This is a genomic window from Chryseobacterium indologenes (genome assembly GCF_002025665.1).
Taxonomy (GTDB): domain Bacteria; phylum Bacteroidota; class Bacteroidia; order Flavobacteriales; family Weeksellaceae; genus Chryseobacterium; species Chryseobacterium metallicongregator.
Window position 1 is genome coordinate 777821 of sequence record NZ_CP018786.1, and the last position, 20752, is coordinate 798572.

The 20752-nt window shown below is 37.1% G+C and carries 18 protein-coding genes; 9 read left to right on the forward strand and 9 right to left on the reverse strand.

The window, feature by feature from the left end; genetic code table 11:
* Nucleotides 1-70 precede the first annotated feature (70 nt).
* A complete protein-coding gene (locus tag BUE84_RS03605; protein WP_079240524.1) occupies nucleotides 71-1102 on the reverse strand; it encodes a M23 family metallopeptidase in 1032 nt (343 codons plus the stop codon).
* A 224-nt stretch (nucleotides 1103-1326) separates the two neighbouring features.
* Between BUE84_RS03605 and BUE84_RS03610 the strand changes: the two genes are divergently transcribed.
* Nucleotides 1327-2367 (forward strand): NAD(P)H-dependent glycerol-3-phosphate dehydrogenase, encoded by a 1041-nt coding sequence (locus BUE84_RS03610; protein ID WP_079240525.1) that lies wholly within the window; start codon nucleotides 1327-1329, stop codon nucleotides 2365-2367.
* Between the two features lie 76 nt (nucleotides 2368-2443).
* Here BUE84_RS03610 and BUE84_RS03615 read toward each other — a convergent pair whose 3' ends face one another.
* The 3 genes from BUE84_RS03615 to BUE84_RS03625 are packed head-to-tail and all read right to left on the reverse strand — an operon-like array spanning nucleotide 2444 to nucleotide 5165.
* Nucleotides 2444-3187: a hypothetical protein gene (locus BUE84_RS03615; RefSeq protein ID WP_079240526.1), complete on the reverse strand. Its 744-nt coding sequence runs from the start codon at nucleotides 3185-3187 to the stop codon at nucleotides 2444-2446.
* Nucleotides 3188-3225: 38 nt separating this feature from the next.
* On the reverse strand, nucleotides 3226-4047 hold the full coding sequence (locus BUE84_RS03620; RefSeq protein ID WP_079240527.1) for a hypothetical protein: 822 nt from the start codon (nucleotides 4045-4047) through the stop codon (nucleotides 3226-3228).
* Nucleotides 4048-4061: 14 nt separating this feature from the next.
* Nucleotides 4062-5165 carry a hypothetical protein gene (locus BUE84_RS03625; RefSeq protein WP_145953205.1) on the reverse strand — a complete coding sequence of 368 codons (1104 nt, stop codon included), beginning with the start codon at nucleotides 5163-5165 and terminating at the stop codon, nucleotides 4062-4064.
* Between the two features lie 502 nt (nucleotides 5166-5667).
* Between BUE84_RS03625 and mqo the strand changes: the two genes are divergently transcribed.
* The 3 genes from mqo (at nucleotide 5668) to BUE84_RS03640 (ending at nucleotide 8510) form a co-directional block, all read left to right on the forward strand.
* Nucleotides 5668-7173 (forward strand): malate dehydrogenase (quinone), encoded by a 1506-nt coding sequence (mqo, locus tag BUE84_RS03630; RefSeq protein WP_079240529.1) that lies wholly within the window; start codon nucleotides 5668-5670, stop codon nucleotides 7171-7173.
* Nucleotides 7174-7240: 67 nt separating this feature from the next.
* Entirely contained in the window at nucleotides 7241-7642 is a 402-nt protein-coding gene (locus BUE84_RS03635) for a hypothetical protein (protein WP_034693615.1), read from the forward strand.
* 1 nt (nucleotide 7643) lies between these two features.
* The gene (locus tag BUE84_RS03640) at nucleotides 7644-8510 is read left to right on the forward strand and encodes an AadS family aminoglycoside 6-adenylyltransferase (RefSeq protein ID WP_079240530.1); all 867 of its coding nucleotides are present in this window, start codon (nucleotides 7644-7646) and stop codon (nucleotides 8508-8510) included.
* 2 nt (nucleotides 8511-8512) lie between these two features.
* Here the strand turns inward: BUE84_RS03640 and BUE84_RS03645 are convergent, their stop codons facing one another.
* The gene (locus tag BUE84_RS03645) at nucleotides 8513-10093 is read right to left on the reverse strand and encodes a GMC family oxidoreductase N-terminal domain-containing protein (protein WP_079240531.1); all 1581 of its coding nucleotides are present in this window, start codon (nucleotides 10091-10093) and stop codon (nucleotides 8513-8515) included.
* Nucleotides 10094-10284: 191 nt separating this feature from the next.
* Between BUE84_RS03645 and BUE84_RS03650 the strand changes: the two genes are divergently transcribed.
* From BUE84_RS03650 to BUE84_RS03665, 4 genes are all read left to right on the forward strand, one after another.
* Nucleotides 10285-10842, forward strand: a complete 558-nt coding sequence (locus BUE84_RS03650; RefSeq protein WP_309521825.1) for a DUF1684 domain-containing protein — start codon at nucleotides 10285-10287, stop codon at nucleotides 10840-10842.
* A gap of 4 nt (nucleotides 10843-10846) precedes the next feature.
* Entirely contained in the window at nucleotides 10847-11320 is a 474-nt protein-coding gene (locus BUE84_RS03655; RefSeq protein ID WP_238594354.1) for a GNAT family N-acetyltransferase, read from the forward strand.
* 73 nt (nucleotides 11321-11393) lie between these two features.
* Nucleotides 11394-12203 carry a glucose 1-dehydrogenase gene (locus BUE84_RS03660; RefSeq protein ID WP_079240533.1) on the forward strand — a complete coding sequence of 270 codons (810 nt, stop codon included), beginning with the start codon at nucleotides 11394-11396 and terminating at the stop codon, nucleotides 12201-12203.
* A 120-nt stretch (nucleotides 12204-12323) separates the two neighbouring features.
* Complete coding sequence (locus BUE84_RS03665; protein ID WP_079240534.1) at nucleotides 12324-14996, forward strand: MGH1-like glycoside hydrolase domain-containing protein; 2673 nt, start codon at nucleotides 12324-12326, stop codon at nucleotides 14994-14996.
* Between the two features lie 6 nt (nucleotides 14997-15002).
* Here BUE84_RS03665 and recO read toward each other — a convergent pair whose 3' ends face one another.
* Genes recO through BUE84_RS03685 form a run of 4 tightly spaced genes read right to left on the reverse strand, consistent with a single transcriptional unit; the run spans nucleotide 15003 to nucleotide 19663 of the window.
* Nucleotides 15003-15689: a DNA repair protein RecO gene (gene recO, locus BUE84_RS03670; protein WP_079240535.1), complete on the reverse strand. Its 687-nt coding sequence runs from the start codon at nucleotides 15687-15689 to the stop codon at nucleotides 15003-15005.
* Entirely contained in the window at nucleotides 15689-17953 is a 2265-nt protein-coding gene (locus tag BUE84_RS03675) for a hypothetical protein (RefSeq protein WP_079240536.1), read from the reverse strand. Before BUE84_RS03675 ends, recO begins: the two co-directional genes overlap by 1 nt.
* Before the next feature lies 1 nt (nucleotide 17954).
* Entirely contained in the window at nucleotides 17955-18905 is a 951-nt protein-coding gene (locus BUE84_RS03680) for a bifunctional metallophosphatase/5'-nucleotidase (RefSeq protein ID WP_079240537.1), read from the reverse strand.
* Between the two features lie 2 nt (nucleotides 18906-18907).
* A complete protein-coding gene (locus BUE84_RS03685) occupies nucleotides 18908-19663 on the reverse strand; it encodes a 5'-nucleotidase C-terminal domain-containing protein (RefSeq protein WP_079240538.1) in 756 nt (251 codons plus the stop codon).
* A gap of 107 nt (nucleotides 19664-19770) precedes the next feature.
* Between BUE84_RS03685 and dapA the strand changes: the two genes are divergently transcribed.
* The gene (gene dapA / locus BUE84_RS03690; protein ID WP_079240539.1) at nucleotides 19771-20643 is read left to right on the forward strand and encodes a 4-hydroxy-tetrahydrodipicolinate synthase; all 873 of its coding nucleotides are present in this window, start codon (nucleotides 19771-19773) and stop codon (nucleotides 20641-20643) included.
* The last annotated feature ends 109 nt before the right edge of the window (nucleotides 20644-20752 follow it).

The window sequence follows — 20752 nt, forward strand, 5'->3', positions numbered from 1 at the left end:
AAAAAGGCCTTTAAATGAATACTCTATTTTTTAAAACCAAAAAACTGCCTCATAAGAGACAGTTTTCTTTTTATAGATTCATAAACAATTTCGGGTTAATCGGAGTATTGTTTTTGTGTACTTCATAATGAAGATGAGGACCTGTAGAGCGTCCGGAATTTCCGGATTTTGCAATTACCTGACCTACTTTTACTTTTTCGTTTACTTTAGCAACAAGCTGAGATAAATGGCCATATAAAGTAGCCAGTCCGTTTCCATGCGAAACAATTACACAGTTTCCATAGCCTCCTTTTTGTCCGGAAAAAATGATTGTTCCGGCAGCGGCGGCTCTTACATCAGAGCCATAGGCAACAGCAATGTCCAGTCCTTTATGGAACTGCATCTGATCAGCTTCAGCAGGTGGATTGTTTTTTTCAGCTACAGCAGTTTTAGTTGCAGGCGTTCCGGAAGCAGCTTTGGTTGTCGTTGCAGGAGCAGAAGTTGCAGCTACAGGAGCCGCTTTTGGGGTAACCATTACTTTTACTTCTCTCTTATTTCCATAGCTGTCTGTAAGTTCTATAATTTTCTCCACAGGTTCAGCTTTTACTTCAGGCTTAGCTGCTGCCACTACTGTTGGTTTTGCCTCTGTTGCTGCACTTGATCTTACCGAAGCAAAAACAGTTTTGAAAGGAATAGGATTTTTTCTTATCCCGAAATTAGAGGAAATATAACCATCAGTAGGCATTCCTAATGGAACCTGCATCAGTTTTTTCTGAAGATCCATTAAATACTGGCTGTATCGGTTGGCCTGTTTGGAAAGATAAATAGAGTTTGAAATACTGTCCTGGTTGAGCATCATTAGTTTTTCATTGGTGATGTCTTTGGACTTCAGGAAGGAGTTGAGCTGAGCAACGGTTTGATCTACAAGAGTAAGATCAGTTTTCATTTTTAGATAATCTACACTGTCTTTTTCAGTGTTTATTTTTACAAGGTTTACTTCGTAGGTTTTGTCATCTCTTTCAGAAAAGAGCTTCGCAATGAATACACCTTGTGCAAAAACTACTAGTAAAAGTCCTCCCAGGAGAATGTTTACGTTCTTCTTGCTGTTTAGAAATTTTTTCATATTTCTTCTCTTAGTAAGTTAAAACGGTTTTGAAGCTGCAAATTTAATTAAAAATAAGCTTTGTGAGTTATTTTTAATTAAAATTCAGTTTTTTCTGTATTTAACGGCTAATTAGCTATTTAATTGTGTTGTAGTGTTAATTTTTTCAGAAAATGGCTTTTATCATAGTTTCAAAGCCCGCGTTACGTCTTTGTTTTAATATCTTTGCAGTTCACATTCCAATTATGGCTAAAAAGAAAATTATTTCAGAATCTTCGAATCCAAAAAAGAATAAAAAGGATATTTCTGTAGGAGTTGTAGGAAGCGGAAGTTTTGCAACCGCTATCGTAAAAATGCTTGTTGAAAACTGCAAAGTAGTACACTGGTGTGTAAGAAGTGAATTTGTAAAAGGAGCTATTGAGCTTCGTGGACACAACCCAACTTATCTTACGGCTGCCCATTTTAATCTTAAAAGTTTAAAACTGACAACAGATATCAACGAACTGGTTACTGCCTGTGATGTTATTGTTCTGGCAACACCGTCTATCTATCTGTCTGATACGTTGGATAAAATGACCTGTGAATATTCAGATAAGATCTTTATTTCAGCAATTAAAGGAATTATTCCTAAAGTAAATGATGTGGTAGCGCATTATCTGCGTGATGAATTTAAAATTGGTTTCAGAAACCAGGCCGTTATTGCAGGGCCATGTCATGCCGAAGAGGTGGCTATGGAAAGACTTTCTTATCTTACTATTGCGACCGTAGAAGATGAGACTGCTGAAAAACTTGAAGGAATCTTCAGTTCAGATTTTATTAAAGTTCATACAAGCAAAGATATTTTAGGAAATGAATACAGTGCAATCCTTAAAAACATTTTTGCCATAGGAGCGGGAATCGCAAGTGGATTAGGGTATGGAGACAACTTTACGGCAGTATTTGTTTCCAATGCGATCCGTGAAATGGAAACATTCCTGGAAGCGATTTATGAAGCACCAAGAGATGTAAATGAAAGTGCCTACCTGGGTGACCTTTTGGTAACGGCATATTCACTTTTCTCAAGAAACAGAAACCTTGGAAACCTGATTGGGAAAGGATATACCGTGAAATCTGCCATTCAGTCTATGAACATGGTAGCAGAAGGATATTACGCTGCAGATTCCATTTATAAAACGGCAAAACAGAAAAATCTTAAACTTCCGATTATTGATACCGTATATGCTATTTTGTATGAAGGGAAAAATGCTGAAAAGCAGTTTAAAAAATTGACCGCAAAATTGAATTAAAAAACAGGACTTTAAAAATTAAAGTCCTGTTAAACATAAATAATGAAACTTAAGCATTTTTCATGCTTAAGTTTTTTTATAGACTCATCTTGGTAATGACAAGTGATAATGATGATCTGACATTAAGATTACTGGCGGTGAAACCATTTCCTGTATCAAATTCGAACTTCTGACGGATCGTTGTTGGAGCTGCCAATGTTAAAAAATAACTTCCCTGAAAGAATGTAAAAGAGCTTGATAGCTGGCACATTCTGTTGGTTTCCGTAATCGTTGCTGTAGTAGCGGAGTTAATCAGGTAAGAACGGGTACAGGTGAAATTCTGGGAAAGATACTGAGTGTTGGCTGTTCCGTTGTTATTATTCGCATTGCTGGAATCCACAGAATACCGTACAATATAAGTTCCGGCAGGCAGGGTAATCGTGGAATTATCTGCCCCTAGTGAAGCTCCTGTAATTTTATTCGAAGTAACGGCAAAGTTTCCTAACGTATTATTCGTACTTCCAGTAGGGATAAGTACTCCCGAACTGATGAGGAGAGACATAATCTGAGGTTCAGAACCGGAAACGACAATACGCTGCCATTGATTTCTTACCCAAACATAATATCCTTTCGGAAAAGTAGATGCTCCTCCGTTATTGTAAATAATAAGTCCGTCCGTAGGATTAGCAATGGGAGTTGAGGTACTATTCAGAACAAGCAGGTCATATTGAGGAAAAAGAACTCCTTTATTGGAAGAACTAATGTCCAGAACACTGCTCGAATTGGGTGTGTTTGTATTAATACCAACTTGTGCATTTGAGAAAATGCTTAACAGTATCATACAGATTATGTAAATAGATGTTTTCATTGTGCAATTGATTATTGATTAAGCGCTGATCTTTGAATATCAACTTTAGCATTTGTGATGATGATTTCTCCGTTATTAGGAGTTGTTCCTCCGGATCCATTTTGGTAAGTTCCTCCGGCATCATGAGCAATGGCAGGAACTAAAAGAATAGGAGCTGCTGAAGTAGTCACAAAAGAGAAACTCATATTCAGGGTATGGGTCTTATTACTGGCAATCGATTGGGCGTTGATACTAATTGTTTTACCATATTGATTTCCGCTGGACGGATCAACAAGTTTTACAAGATACTGATGCAAATGAACAGAAGTTCCTCCGATTCCGGCAGTAGTGCTTTCAAGAGCTGTTCTGATATTCAGACATACATTCACCAGATAACCACTGTTTCCGGGAAGTGTGATAATTCCTGTAGAAGTATTGTATAAAGCTCCGATATCATTAGATACAACAGTAAATGCAGCATCGTTGAAATTTTTGTATGTACCGTTGGCAAGACCTCCAAGTATTGAATAATCAGAGGTGCGTTGGAGCATCATATAACTTACAAGGTTATACGTATCAGAAAGCTGAGTCCACATATTGTTTTTCCAGATATAAAGACCGGGACTAATGGAGTTCCCTTTATTATAAACAACCAGCCCTTCTGCCGGATTATTTACCGGAGAGGTATTACTCAAAACATCTACAATATCTACTCTTGGAAGAAGTACTCCTTTATTGGTAGTCTGCGAAACATCCAGAACAGCTGAGCTGTTGACTGAAGTTTTTCCAATAGCAACCTGTGCATATATGGTCTGGGCTATAATCAATAATAGCAGAATATAACTTTTTTTCATATGTTGATTGTTTTTTATAACTGAGATATTTTAATATAAGAACCGGTAGGAATTACATTCACGAGATCGTAGAATGTACTGTTTTGCATTCTTCCAAGATTTAATCTTAAGCCTCCTATAATGTTGGCATTCGCATTAGCAGGAACGGTGTAATAATAGGACCAGGTTGCAAGATGGTTGGTGCTGACTTTAGAAACAATAGGAACTTCTTTCCTTGTAGCGCTTCCTCCGGTAAATGTATTCGTAGTATTATTATAGGTGTCGTTGATGAAATCTATAAAATATCCCATCAGATAATAAGTACTCCCGGAAAGTGGAGCTGTTCCTCCCTGTCCGGATGGACTTTCCTGAGGTGAATTTAAATTCAGGTTAACTTCTACCAGATATTTTCCCTGTGGAAGAATCAGCGAATATCCTCCGGAAGTGTTCGGAAGAACTTTAAATCCACTGATGTTTGATACCCCTGAAACTGCCGGATTATTAACCATAAGCTGAGTGCTGGCACCCGCTATCGCATTGTCAAGAGCTGATAATGATCCGGTAAAATCAAGATAGGCAACTTTGGGAGTGTTTTGTGCATCAATTGTGCTTTGCCATGAATTGGTAGTACTATTAAAAAAATGAAGAGCTTTGTTGTTACTGTTAGTTCCTCCATTGAATCCAATAAGTCCATTGGCAGGAGAGGCAACAGGACTTGTTGTACTGGTCAGGTTAGCAATATTCAGGTTGGGGAATAATACTCCTTTATTACCTCCGGAAACGGTTACCGTGGGAGCTGTGGTATAGCCACTACCTCCGTTGTTAATCGTTATACCTGTAAGCTGACCATTGGAAATAACTGCTGTAGCACGGGCTTTTGAACCTCCGTTCACCACAGATCCTCCTGCATAAAAATTAATTGTTGGTGCGGAAGTATAACCACTACCTCCGTTGTTGATGGTAATTCCGGTAACAGCACCTCCCGAAATGGTAGCTGTAGCTGTGGCTGGGGTTCCACTGAAGTTCTCAATGTGCAGAATTGCACTGGGGTCCGGTGTGGACGTGTTGATTCCTACACTTCCGCTCTGGGCAAATCCCATTGTCGCGAACAATGTACTCACGAAGTTAATAATTCTCATCTTTAGTATGTTTATGAAATAATTTTAATTAAATACTTGTTGGAATAGGTATTAAATCAATTGAAAGGTACGTAAAAAAAACAGTTATCCAATGTGGTATGTATAGAATTACATCTATAAAATTATTCATTTATCAATAAAAAGTGATATTTTATGTTTTTAATATAATTGTTTATCGCTTATTGTTGATAAAATATAATGACGTAAATAGTTATGGTTACAGTATTTAATATGATGAACTTAAATAAACTTAAATTTTTATAAAATTTTATCCTTGAAAAATTTGTCAATTAGTTACCATTCAGTGAAATAAAAAAAATGAAAAATTAATATTTTTATAAAGAAATATTTTACATTATCAATCATTTCAATGGTGCTTTATTGAAATTTTCCATGGTTTTTTGTTGTGTACTCAATAAGTGCTTTGAGCTAAAAAATAACGTGTTAAAATCGTTCCGGTTTTTAAAACTTTTCCCGAAATTTGAAGTAAAATTTTAAAATTATGTCACAATCGCTTACAAGCAGAACACCGAAACCTAAATACGACGTTGTACTGATAGGCGGCGGAATCATGAGCGCCACTTTAGCAACGCTGCTTCATGAATTTGATCCAAATCTTGAAATCGCTATCTTCGAAAGACTCGGAAGATTTGCCAAAGAAAGTACAGCTGCATGGAACAACGCCGGAACAGGACATTCCGCTTTTTGTGAGCTAAATTATACCCCTGAAAAACCAGACGGATCTATTGATATTTCCAAGGCAGAAAGCATTGCAGAGCAGTTTGAAATTTCCAAACAATTCTGGTCTTATCTGATTACCAAAGGATATATTCATGAGCCGAAAGAATTTATCAATTCCTGTGCACATATGAGTCTGGTATTCGGAGAAAAGGATGCTGAATATCTTAGAAAACGTCATGATAAAATGGCAGAATCTGTCCTTTTTTCAGGAATGGAGTTTTCTACTGATCATGAAAAACTGAAAGAATGGATTCCTTTGGTGATGAGCAAAAGAAACCAGTCTGAAGTAATGGCTGCAACGAAGATGGATATGGGAACGGATGTGAACTTCGGAACACTGACAAGAAAAATGGGAAGACATCTTCTGGAAGATTCCAATGTTGAGGTTTTCTTATACCATGAAGTGAAAGACATCAGCCCGAGAGAAAGCGGTAAATGGGAAATGAAAGTGAAAGACAGAATCCATAGCCACAAACAGGAAGTAGTAGCAGATTTTGTATTCATCGGGGCAGGAGGCTATGCGCTTCCGCTACTGGACAGTTCAGATATTAAAGAAAGTGAAGGATACGGAGGTTTTCCGGTTTCTGGTCAGTGGTTGGTCAGCCATAATCAGGAGTTGGTAGAAAAGCACCATGCTAAAGTATATACTCAGGCTACGGTAGATGCTCCGCCAATGTCTGTTCCGCACCTTGATCTTAGAATCATTGATGGGAAAAAAGCACTTCTTTTCGGACCTTTTGCAGGATTTTCAACCAAATTTTTAAGAGAAGGAAGCTATCTTGATCTTCCTGAAAGTGTTAATACGAAAAACTTAAAATCACTTTTCGGAGCATGGTGGCACAATATTCCACTAACGAAATATCTTATTCAACAGGTTGCCATGACGAAATCTCAGAGAATGCAGCATTTGAGAGAGTTTATCAAGGATGCTAAAGAAGAAGACTGGGAACTGAAAGTAGCAGGACAGAGAGTTCAGATCATCAAAAAAGATGAAAAAGAAGGAGGTAAGCTGGAATTCGGAACTGAAGTAGTGGTGAACAAGTCTGGAACTATTGCTTCTTTATTGGGAGCTTCACCGGGTGCTTCCACTGCAGTCTATGCCATGCTGAACGTGCTGGAAAAATGTTTCCCTGAAAAACTACATGGAGAATGGAAAGGGAAGCTGCTCGAAATGGTTCCTTCTTACGGACAAAAACTTGCTGAAAACCCTGAGCTGACCCATGAAGTAAGAAATTACACCAAAGAAAAATTAGAACTAGAATATTAACATCAATAATGAGCAATGAGTAATAGCCTTTATTACTCATCGCTCATTACTTATTACTCATAAAAAGGTGGAGGAAGTAATTGTAAAACCAGTCATTGCAAAGGAAATCCTGGAATCTCTTCAGGCAAAAACAGAAGAGGAGAGGCAGGTGATTGTACATTGTTGTTTTCCGGCGTCACCGTTTCTGGGAAACCTGATCAGGATCTGGCATTCGACCTATCTTTTTGACAACCAGTCTGAGCATAGAAGCAAAATGATTCATGCAGAAAATATTTCAATTTCGCCCTATTGGACGCCGGTTCCTTTTATGAAAGACTTTTGGTTTACCTTGATATTTTCCGGGCTTCCGAAAGATTGTAAAAGTTTTGATCTGAAAGAAGTGATTCCTGAGGAAGGAGGCTTTTTTGTAGAATCAATCAAGAGAAATTCTTCTGACGTATATCGTGTGAAAATATCAGAATCTTATTAATATGAAAGTAAGGGAAGAAAAGCTGGAACAGATTATTCAATGGGCTGAAAACAATCCTGATATCCGTGCTGTTCTCCTGACCAGTTCATTGGTAAATCCTTATGCTCCGGTAGATGATTTTAGTGATCTTGATGTAGAACTTGTTTTTGAAAACAGAACATCTTATGAATCCGGAAATGAATGGATCAGACTCTTTGGTGAGCCTATTTCCATGATTGAAGAAGATGACGGCGTTTTTGACGGAAAACATGCCATGAAAATGGTGTTGTACAAAGACCATGTGAAGGTTGACTTTAAACTGTATCAGGCAGCAGAGTTTATTGAAGAAATTAAAGAAGAAAACCTTCCTGAAGACTGGGACGTAGGATACAAAGTTTTAATAGATAAAGATAAGCTGACTAAGAATTTGAAACCACCAACGTATCAGTCTATCATGATTCAGAAGCCAACGGAAAAAGAATTTCAGCAACTGATGAATGATTTCTGGTGGGATACAACCTATGTGGCAAAGTGCTTGAAGCGTGGAGATATTTTTTACGCCAAGTTTATGTCTGAAAATATTCTCCGTACAGATTATTTTGTCCCTTTGATTGAATGGCATATTGCCGGAAATCATGACTGGCAAAATACCACAACCAATAAACACGGAAGACTTTTCAAAAAATATTTATCACAGGATCTATGGAATAAAGTAGAAAAAACATTCTCTGGAAGCAATATTGAAGAAAACTGGAATGCATTGTTTGCTTTTGCAGATCTTGTTCATGAGTTGGGAATTTCACTGGCTGAAAAGCTTCATTTTATCTATCCGGCAAAGCTGGAGGATGATATTCGGAACTATCTTAAGGAAGTACAGACAATGCCTTAATTTCAGGCAAATTCATTCTGCTTAATAAGATTTTCAATACAATATTCTGCAATGGCCGTAATGGTTACAAACGGGTTCACACCAATGGTTCCCGGAATTAAAGATCCATCCAGAACATAGAGATTTTCATGATCTTTGAGTTTTCCATATGAGTTGGTTGCTTCTCCTAAAACACACCCACCAAGCGGATGATAACAAATATCTGCCCCAAAGCCATTATCGAAAAGAAGATGACTTCTGGTACCGCCATTAGCTTTATTCATTTTGCGGATAAAATACTGCGCATTTTCTTTCATTTTGATAGTGTTGCTTTCATTCCAGTTTAATGTCAGTGACTTGCTGGCTTTATGGTAAGCAACTTCTCCTTTTTTATCCACCCTGTTGATCAGCAGATACAAAGCGGTGGCAACATCCATTCCCATTGGCAGAGGGGCAATTTCTGTGAAAAACGGATGCTCAGGATCATCCCAGTTATCAATTCCTCCTACAGGGATAGTGGATTGCTTAGCTCCGGTGCCACCAGACAAAGGCTTAACCCAGTTTCTTCCTGTCATGAAATTTCCGTTATTTCCCCAGTTTTTGCCAATCTTTTCATGGATGGGAAACCCGTTTTCTGCATTGGATTGCAGCAGCAGCTGTAAAGTGCCCATAGTTCCTGCAGAAAGAATCAGTTTTTTACAGTTGAAAACTTTGTTAGTAATCAAAGTCCCGGAAGTATCAGTCTGCTGCACATTTAATGTATAGCTTTTGTCATCATTCAATTGAATAGTCTGGACACGATGAAGATCAAGAATTTCTAAATTTCCGGTCTCCATTGCTTTTCTGAGATAGGTTTTATCTAAACTGTTTTTCCCGTGATTGTTTCCATAAATCACTTCAGTATTAAGAGCTGAACGGGGAACTTCATTCCGGAACTCTTTTTCCATGTATTTAAAATCATACACATTCGGAACCCGAATGGTTTTAAAACCGGCTTTATGAGCTTCTTCTTCACCCACCCGCGTAAATTTATAATATGGACAGTCTTTCAGAAACTGTTCGTCAATCACATTTACTTTAAGTTCTTCCCGTACCAGAGGAAAGTAATGGCCATAAAATTTTTCAGCATCAAGATCAGGGAAAACCTCTTTGAAATAGCTTTCTTTAGGAGTGACAGCCATTCCGCCATTCACCAGAGAACCTCCGCCTACACCTCTTCCTACCCAGATTTTAATATGATCAAAATCCAGACGGTCCAGTGTTCCGGTAAAAGGAGTCAGCGAAAAAATATTCATAAAAGGAGCAATACTTTTGTTTTTCAGCCATGCAGAACTTTTCCCTGGTTTCAACAGATTGGAATAGGGAATTCCTGCTTTTTCCCAGTTAAGCCCCATCTCCAGTAGTACTACTTTTTTTCCGGCTTCACACAGACGAAGGGCAGATACAGCACCTCCATATCCACTGCCAATAATAACAATCGGAACATCATGATATTCCTTTATCCGATTGTTTCTTCTTTCCGCAGCATGAAATAACTCGGATTGAAGAAAGTAAAATCCTGATATTGCCAAAACACCGGTCTTAATGAAGCTTTTTCTGTCCATGAGCTTTGTTTTTCAAAAAGTATGCTACATATGCAGGTGCTTATTTTATTTATTACAGATTATATCTTTTTATTACAATTTTAACTTTTATTGTTTCGGAAATTCATAGTTTTACTTATAATTTTAAATTCATGAAAAAATATATCATACTCTTTCTATTGCTTCCACTATGGGTTTTTTCTCAAAAAAAGATGTCAAAGGAAGAGAAAGAAGTACAGAAATTTCAGAAAGAACTTAATGCCGAATACCTCAATCCAAAAGAAACTCCATTAAGAGGTGATAATTTTAAAAATTTTAAAAAACATCCTTTCTTTCCTTTTGATGCTAAATACAGAGTTACTGCAGAATTTGTAAAATCAGAAGATACAAAACCCTTTGATCTTCCTACGTCTTCAGGAAAAACAAAATCTTATCAGGAATACGGAAAAGCAACATTTACACTGGATGGGAAACCTTATACCGTTACTTTATACCAGAGTCTGGATTTGATCAAACAGGAAAAATATAAAGATTATCTCTTCCTTCCGTTCCGTGATGCTACCAATGAAAAGGAAACCTACGGAGGAGGGAAATATATGGATCTTAAAATCCCGAAAGGAAATACCATTGTGCTTGATTTTAATCAATCCTATCATCCTTTCTGTGCTTACAATGCTTATGATTACAATTGCCCTATTGTTCCTGAGGAAAATAAACTTCCCGTGGAAATACGTGCTGGGGTAATGTATGAAGATATTTACCATCACTAATACTATGATACACTTAGAATTCTTTAAACCAGAAGATCTTTCCGGAGTCAGTTATGCTTTGGATGAAAATCAGATGAGATTTACAGCAACTGCTCAGCAGGCCTTACAAAGCATCAGCGAACGGGATGATGATGACGCATTTCCCGTGACAATCTTTGAAAGTGATCTGCCTGTAGGTTTTTTTGTCCTTGATTTTGGAAAAGATAAATTAGATCTTACGGATAATGAGAATTCGGTTTTACTGCGTTCCCTTTCTGTGAATCCCCAAATGCAGGGCAAAGGAATTGGAAAAGCGGCGATGCTTGAAGTGGGTACTTTTGTTAGAAACCGTTTCAATAGCTGTGATGAAATTGTACTTGCTGTCAACCAGAAAAATGAATCTGCTTACCATATTTATCTTCAGGCAGGATACATTTATGATGGTAAAACCAGAATAGGAAGAAGCGGACCTCAATACCTGATGTACAAAAAACTTTAATAAAATTTTAAAATCATAATTTTTTATCTGCTGATATCTTTCCCTAACTTTGAGTAACATCAAATTATAAAACATGGAAATATCACTTCAGAATCAGGTAGCTGTAGTCACAGGAGCTTCCAGTGGAATCGGTTCAGGAATTGCAAAATCATTGGCAGCAGCAGGAGCAACAGTCATTGTTAATCATTCTTCAGAAAGATCTGCAGAAGAAGCTAAAGCTGTTTTAAAAGAAATAACGGATGCGGGAGGTAAAGGAATAACCTACCAGTGTGATGTTTCCAAAGAAGATCAGGTAGTGAAGATGTTTCAGGATGTTGTTTCTGAATTACAAACGGTAGATATTCTGATCAATAATGCAGGTATTCAAAAGGATGAGAAATTCACTGAAATGACTATGGATCAATGGAATGCTGTGATAGGAGTCAACCTGACCGGACAGTTTCTTTGTGCCAGAGAAGCTATTAAAGAATTTCTAAGAAGAGGAATTGATCCTTCAAGGTCTGTTGCCTGTGGAAAAATCATTCATATCAGTTCAGTACATGAGATTATTCCATGGGCAGGACATGCTAATTATGCTTCCAGTAAAGGTGCAGTCAGAATGCTGATGCAGACATTAGCTCAGGAATATGGTGCAGACAAAATTCGTGTCAATTCCATTTGTCCGGGAGCTATTCAGACACCGATTAACCAGAATGCATGGGGCACTCCGGAAGCCCTCAATTCTCTTCTTACTCTTATTCCCTATAACCGGATCGGTCAGCCTCAGGATATTGGAAACTTAGCCGTATTTCTTGCGAGTGACCTTGCAGATTATATTACAGGAACCAGCATCTTCGTGGATGGTGGAATGACTACGTTTGAGAGTTTTTCTACGGGAGGATAGGGGAGTTCAGAACTCAAGGATTAAAGTTCAAAGTTTAAGGTTCAAGGTTTAAAGTTTCTGAGGTTGTTCTCAGAGCTTGAAAAGAAATTAAATATAGCTCATTATTCATAATTATCGCTTATGTCAGAAAAACAGAGAATTTCAGATGTTTCATGGAAAAAATGGGGACCTTATGTCAGTAACCGTGAATGGGGACTTGTTCGTGAGGACTACAGTGAAAACGGAGATGCATGGAACTATACCAATCATGATACTGCTGAAGCCAAAACCTACCGTTGGGGTGAAGAAGGAATATGTGGAATCTGTGATGATCTCCAGAAGCTTGTATTTTCTGTAGGATTTTGGAATAAAAAAGATAAAATGGTTAAAGAGCGGTTCTTTGGACTCACCAATGGCCAGGGAAACCACGGTGAAGATGTTAAAGAATATTTTTACTATCTGGATTCCACCCCTACGCATTCTTACATGAAGATGCTGTATAAGTATCCTCAAAATGCTTTTCCTTATGAAGATCTCATAAAAACAAATGCTGCAAGAGGAAAAGAGGAAGCTGAATATGAATTGCTTGATACAGGGATTTTTGATCACAATGAATACTTTGACATCTTTATTGAATATGCAAAAGAAAGTCAGAATGATATCCTTGTAAGACTAACAGTAGTCAATAAATCCGAAAAAGAAGCACCTTTGGTAATTCTTCCGACTGTCTGGTTCAGGAATACATGGAATTGGGGATATGATGATTATAGACCACAATTGTCTGCTGAAGATGCAGATCATATTAAAATCAATCATCAGGATATCGAGGTTAAAAATGTCTATGCAAAACAATCTTTAAAGACATTGTTTTGTAACAACGAGACCAATAATGAAAGGCTTTACCAATCTTCCAATGAGTCAAAATACTGTAAAGACGGGATTAATAATTTTGTGATGACGGGAAATTCTCAGTCTGTGAATCCCCAAAATACTGGAACCAAAGCTTCTTTCTTTATTGATGAGGATTTTAAAGGCGGAGAATCAAAAACATTTGAATTCAGGCTTTCAGATAAAGATATAAGAGGACCTTTTAAAGATTTTGAGATTCTTTTTGAACAAAGACAGAAAGAAGCAAATGAGTTTTATGCAGAAATTCAGAAAGGAATTGCTTCAGAAGATGAAAAACTGGTTCAGAGACAGGCTTTTGCCGGAATGCTTTGGAATAAAATGTTTTATCACTACAATGTAGAAAAATGGCTGAAAGGTGATCCTGCAGAAATGCCACCGCCAAAGTCCCGTGAAACTATAAGAAACTACGACTGGAAGCATCTTAACAATGAACATATCATTTCAATGCCCGATAAATGGGAATATCCATGGTATGCAACATGGGATCTGGCATTTCATACCATCAGTTTTTCGCTGATAGATCCGGATTTTGCAAAACATCAGCTAAAACTTTTCCTGTTTGAATGGTATATGCATCCCAACGGACAGCTACCTGCTTACGAGTGGAATTTCAGTGATGTAAATCCTCCGGTACATGCATGGGCAGTTTTCAGGGTATTCAAAATTGATGAATATTTAAAAGATAAACCCGATCTGGAATTTCTGGAAAGTGCTTTCCAAAAGTTATTGATGAATTTTACATGGTGGGTTAATAAGAAAGACCTTAACGGAAATAATATCTTTGAAGGCGGATTCCTGGGGCTTGATAATATTGGGGTTTTTGACCGGAATTCTGTTTTACCCAACGGAGAACAGCTGGAGCAGTCGGACGGAACGAGCTGGATGGCGATGTTTGCCCTGAATATGATGAGAATTGCTTTGGAACTGGCACTCTATAACAATGTATATGAGGAAATGGCGATGAAGTTTTTCGAACACTTTCTGGCTATTGCCCATTCACTGGACAATATGGGTGATGAAAATTTCAGTCTTTGGGATGAACAGGATGAATTTTTCTATGATGCCATAGCTTCCAGCGACGGAACTCATATGTATTTGAAATTGAGAACCATTGTCGGACTAATTCCGATGTTTGCCGTTGAGGTCATCGATGATGAAATGATTGAAAATCTTCCCAATTTCAAGAAAAGAATGAAATGGGTGCTGGATAATAAACCTGAACTGGCTTCTCTGGTTTCAAGATGGGAAGTGAAAGGACAGGATTCCAAACACCTTTTGTCTCTGCTTCGGGGGCATCGTTTGAAAAGACTGTTAAACCGAATGTTGAATCCGGATGAATTCCTGAGTGATTACGGAGTAAGAGCTTTATCCAAAGAATATGAAACCAATCCTTACACTTTAACATTAAATGATACGAATTACAGCGTGAAATATACACCTGCTGAAAGTGATAGCGGACTTTTTGGTGGAAATAGCAACTGGCGCGGTCCGGTGTGGTTTCCTATCAATTTCCTTATTATTGACAGCCTTCAGCGTTTTTTCTTTTATTACAGCCCGGATTTTTTAGTGGAATATCCTACAGGAAGCGGTAATTATTCTAGCCTGGATCAGATTGCAGATTCCTTAAACAAGAGATTAGCCAAGATATTTTTAAAGGATGAAAATGGGAAACGCCCGGTTCATGGACAGTATGAAAGATTTCAGACCGATCCTGATTTTAAAGATTATATTTTGTTCTATGAATATTTTCACGGCGACAACGGCCGTGGAGTAGGAGCTTCTCATCAGACGGGCTGGACAGGACTTATTGCTAAGATTCTTCAACCTAGATTTTCCAAAAAAGAAATGGCAGAATCCGAAACAGAAATGCCGGAAGATATTGGAAAAGCAACAGGGAAGGAATAATATTATCTATTCAAATATCTGCTGTATAATTTCCAAGGAGGCAGGAGTTTTGAAATCCGTGATATGATAATGATAGTATACTAAAAGACTGTCAAGGAAATCTTTTCTTAAGGAGGAATGGATTTTTGTGGCGTAAAAATCTTCTGCACAAAGTGCTTCTTTCCACAGCATGGAAATTTCTTCATTGAAAAGCTGGTGGCTTATTCCCAGTGAAAAAGTGCCTGTTTCCGGATCTAAAAACCTGCCTTCGCTCAATAAGGGTGCAACACCCTGAATTTTTAAAAAAGCAAGCAAAAACAGAAGATGTGCCTGATAATTTTTATTGGTCAGCTCACTGATAAGATGATCAATACAAGAATAGATCGGAATATTTTTATTCTCATGTTTAAGAATATGACTCAGAAAATCTGAGATAAAGAAAATGACGGTATTGACCTTGATGTCTGTATAAATATCATTGTTTTTTACCAGTTCAAACTTTGAAACAGACGGAATACCGTTGCCTCGTGATGGATTTACAGAAAAATTGAGCTGGCTCAACGGTTGAAGCAAGGCTTTCTTTTTATTCTTTTTGGAATAAATTCCCTTCAGAAAATAGCTCTGGAAACCTTCTTCTTCTGTAAAACAATGCAATACAGCATCATTTTCCCCATATTTGATAAATGAAAGTAAAAAACCGTTTTGTGAATTCATTAATTAACTACTCCTATTTTGGCGGTAGCTTTATCAGATCCGTCTTCATTCGTCATCAGGACAAAATAAATTCCTGAGGCTACTCTTGTTCCTTTCTGATTATTCAGATCCCATTCATAATATCCTCCTCTTGCTACAGCTGAGTGAACTACATTTCCTGCAGCATCTACAATTCTTATATTGGTCTTTTCTGCAAGGCCTTTTATCGTTACTTTTCCTTTGAAATTAGAATAAACAACAGGATTAGGATATACTACCACATCACCAAAATTAGATGTCACATCTGCAACATCTCCCTGATACGTTACAATACCATTATACGTCACAAAATATACCTTACCTGTTTTCTTATCAACTTTTATATCAGTAACACTATTCGTAGGGAGTGGTGAATTTTCTTTTGTAAAATGTTTTATGGTTCTCTGACCGTCTGAAGACAGGTAATAAACACCACCACCATCAACAGATACCCATTTATAATCACCTGCATCCACAGCGACCTGAAGAATTGCGGATTCTCGGAAAAGTTCTTCACCTAAACCATTCTGCTCTATAACTATAGGCTCCACTTTTGGCTGGGCGCTTTTTATTTCTGTTGCTGCATTAGGCATAATCCTTAAGCCTCCGTCCGTACCGATCCATGCATCTCCGGACTTATCAAATGCTACCGATAAAATTCCTCCCGAACTGTTAAATCCATTAGATGTTCCCAGGATATAATCATTATCATCAGAAAGATTAGTGGCATTTTTATAGTCATATACCCAGAAATTATTAGATCTTGGCAGAGGAGTCCATAGCATGTTTTCATGGTAAATAGTCTTTTGTATTCCATCACTGGCAAGAACTATTTTCTTGATAAGAAAATCATCAGCTGCTTTATCGTAGATTCCTATAGAAGGGTTTCCATCATTGAACCCAAAAGAAACAAACAGATTATTTTGCGGGTCTACAGCAAAACCTACCGGACGTCTGAGGTAAGGCTGTGCTCCCAGATTATAATATTTTACCAGTTCAAAATCTTTGCTTGTAGGATTATATTTCATTTTATATACCCCGTTATCCAACATTGTATAATTGGTAAAGAGTACTTCATTACTGTTATAAGGACTTATAATAGCATCCAATACGTTGATAAAGATGGGACGATTGGGATTACTTTTATTGAAAAATGAAGGATAAATCCACTCTGTACCATTGAAATAATAAAATCCTGGTTCTTGTGGCTGAATAAACGGATGGTTGTAGTTATTGGCTCTGGCACCAGAGGAAACCAGAAGCTGATTATTATCAAAAAGATTGATATTATAAGCAAAATTGAAGTAAGGTCCGGAAGGTTTAAAAGTATTGTTCCCTTCATCCTTAATTCCCGATAATACTGTTCCGCCTAAAATCTTTCCACCAGCTGTTAAAGCAGTATTACATTCTTCACCAAGGCTTACCGCATTTTGCGATACTCCGTTGATTCCATAAGTGTATACTCTGTTATCTGTAACCACAATACTATTTGAAGTCATAACAACATCCCTGATTTTTTCAAAAGTAGTCGGAAGCTGTGTTGGAGTACCGTTGTTATAAATATAAGCTGCTGTAGCCGTTGAATAAACCAATTCTGATTCTGAATCTATGTGTTTGAAAGCTCCCGGAGCTTCCGTTGTCCAGGTAGAATATACAGGAAATGTAGTATTCATTTGATGACTTTTCAATCCTGTATCTGTTACAGAATATACTTTATTCCCGAATATCGTAGCTTCATTACTTGCCTGATAAACACCACCGGACAGGAAAAATGCAGAATCACCAAACTCTTTATTCTGAAGGTTAAATATGGAAACTCCATATCCAACAGAAATGACAGCCTGATTTCCGGTGATAGAAATGTGGTTAATCTTTTTATCTCCATTATATCCTGTAGCAATAGGAATATCAACAATATATTTGATCTCCTGCGGGGTAATCACATCCATAGATCCGTTTTCATAACCAATAAGCCCTGTTTTAGTCTGAGGATTATAATCGAAAGCGGTAATTCCGATGTTGTGCAGACCATTGGCTTTGGATAACTTCGTAATTTCTCCTGTTGATATTGTATAATAGAATATTCCGTTTTGAGTGGCTGCAATGATTTTTCCATTGTCTTCTTTCATTGCTAAGACATTATTGTAGGAAAAAAGATCTGCCCACTTTTTGGATGAAATTACCTGCGCTTTTGTCAGTTGCAGGGATGCTAAAATACCAAGAGAAATTATAGAGAGTTTTTTCATATTATGCGGTTATGCTGCTATCTATCACCTGATTGTTCCAGGAAATATGCTGTACGTTTTTGTTTGTATCAAAATAAAAATCTATTCTACCTAAAAGAAGACCTGCCCATCCCACCTGGTTAACAAGGACATTTTTGCCCTGTCTGTTGGTAAAGGTCTGAGGTTCCGGTAAGAATGTATGAGTATGGCCTCCTAAGATAATATCAATATTTTCTGTATTGACCGCTAAAATTTTATCACTTATTTTATTAGGTTCGTCCCTGTAGTCGTAACCGATGTGTGAAAGACAAATCACAAGATCACATTTCTTCTCTTTCTTCAGGAAGTTTGAATAATGCTGTGCTACATCAATCGGGTTGGAATAAACGGTTTCTCCGTACTGTTTTTTGCCTACAAGTCCATCCAGCTGGATTCCCACTCCAAAAATTCCTACTTTGATTCCATTCTTATTGAATATCTGGTAGGGAAAAGTTTTCCCGTCAAGAACAGTGTTTTTAAAATCATAATTGGAACAGATAAAAGGAAACTTCGCATTAGGAAGCACTTTTAAAAATCCATCAAGTCCATTGTCGAAATCATGATTTCCCATGGTAGAGGCGTCATATTTCATCATAGACATTAATTTGAACTCCAGTTCTCCTCCGAAGAAATTAAAATAAGGAGTTCCCTGGAAAATATCTCCGGAATCAAGAAGAAGAACATTGCTTTCCTGACTTCTGATCTGTTGGATTAAGTTTGCCCTTCTTGCAAAACCTCCCTGATTAGGATTTTTGGTATAGCTTGCATCAAAAGGCTCTATTCTGCTATGTTGGTCATTGGTATGTAGAATAGTCAGTTTATTTGCAGATTTTAAATTAAGAATTTTTAATTCCTCTGCCATCATCATATTGGGAGCTAAAGCCATTGCTAAAGATCCTCCGCCTATTGCTTTTAAAAAACTTTTTCTATCCATTATTACTTCCCAATAAAATTTAAACGAACATCCGAATTAGCCACCACTTCAGGTGATTTTTTAAAATAATCGATAAATAAATCTCTCATTTTAATTCCTGTTGCAATGGATTCTCCTTTGGCAAAGAATTTCATATTGTCTCCTCCCAGTGCAAGATAGTCTGAAGTAGCAATATAATAATCTTTAGAAGGATCTACTGTATTACCATTGATTAAGGATTTGATTACCTGTCCGTTTTTTGTTTCAATATATAAATGAGAAACAGGATTGTTGACCTGCGTTTTTGCATAATACTCAAAAAGCCCCTGTAAATCTGCTCCTTTCATTTTTACAATGACCACTTCATTTTCGAAAGGCATTACTTCAAATACATTTTTAAGTAAAATATCTCCTTTTCCAATAGTGGTTCGAATTCCTCCGATATTGATTAGTGCAGCGTCTACGTTTTGCTTAAGATGAGTTTTAATCCATTCATTACCTCCTTCAAACGTATAGTCAGCTAAAAGATTACCCAGATTGCTGTTATCGCCCTGCTTGGTAAGATCCACATTGGTATGCGAGATCTTCTGGTTCATTTCTTTGTCCAGTTTCAGCTTATAAGGTTCGATAAATTTTACAAACTCCTCATCATTCTTTAGCTCATTATTAATAGAAATATTTTTCTGGGTCTTTACACTCACAAGCTGCGGCACAGAAGCCGTTTTGCATGCAGTAAGCGACACCAGAGCAATTCCTAGTAATAAGAATTTATTTTTCATAATCTCTTTTAGTATATGCAAATATAACTATATGTATAATAAAACATTATTATTTATTATAAATTCTTACTGTAAATTATTAAATTTGACAAAAATAATTCTAACAGATGAGCATTTTAAAAGGAGTAGGAGTTGCATTGGTAACGCCCTTTAATGAAGATTTATCCGTTGACTTCGACAGTTTAACAAAACTGGTAGAGTACAATATCGAAAACGGAACCAATTATTTAGTTGTATTGGGAACAACGGCAGAAGCCGCAACGCTTTCTGCAGAGGAGAAAAAACAGGTAATTGAGCATATCATTAAGGTGAATAATAAACGTCTTCCTTTAGTTTTGGGAATTGGCGGTAACGATACTCTTGACGTCAAGAAACAGATTGAAGAAGCAGATCTTTCTGCATTTGAAGCCGTACTTTCAGTATCTCCATACTATAATAAACCTAACCAGGAAGGTCTTTATCAACATTATAAAGCTTTAGCTTCCACAGGGAAAAATATTATTATTTATAATGTTCCGTCAAGAACGGGGCAAAATGTAGAAGCAGATACTACGCTTCGTCTTGCAAAGGAATTTCCGAACTTATTCCTGATTAAGGAAGCTTCTCCTAACATTCTTCAGTATTTTGATATTCTGAGAAAGAAACCTGAAGGATTTTCTTTAGTTTCCGGAGATGATGAATATACATTACCGGTAACATTAGCAGGTGGAGATGGAGTGATTTCAGTAATCGGGCAGGCATATCCTAAAGAATTTTCTACGATGGTACAGCTGGCTTTCGAAGGTAAAGTAAAGGAAGCTTATGAAATTCATAACAAACTGGTAGATATTACCCGTCTGATTTTTGCTGAAGGTAACCCTTGTGGTATTAAAGTAATACTAACAGAAAAAGGAATCATCAAAAATTATCTGAGACTTCCTTTGGTAAAAGCTTCAGAAGGACTTCATGCAAAAATTAAAGCTGAAATGGCTAAGATTTAATTTAATAATGAACCGACAAAATGGTTTTTAATAATGTTAAAAACTCATCAGTCATCATTGAACAATATAAAGGGTGAAAAGTTTAGGCTTTTCACTTTTTTTAATCATC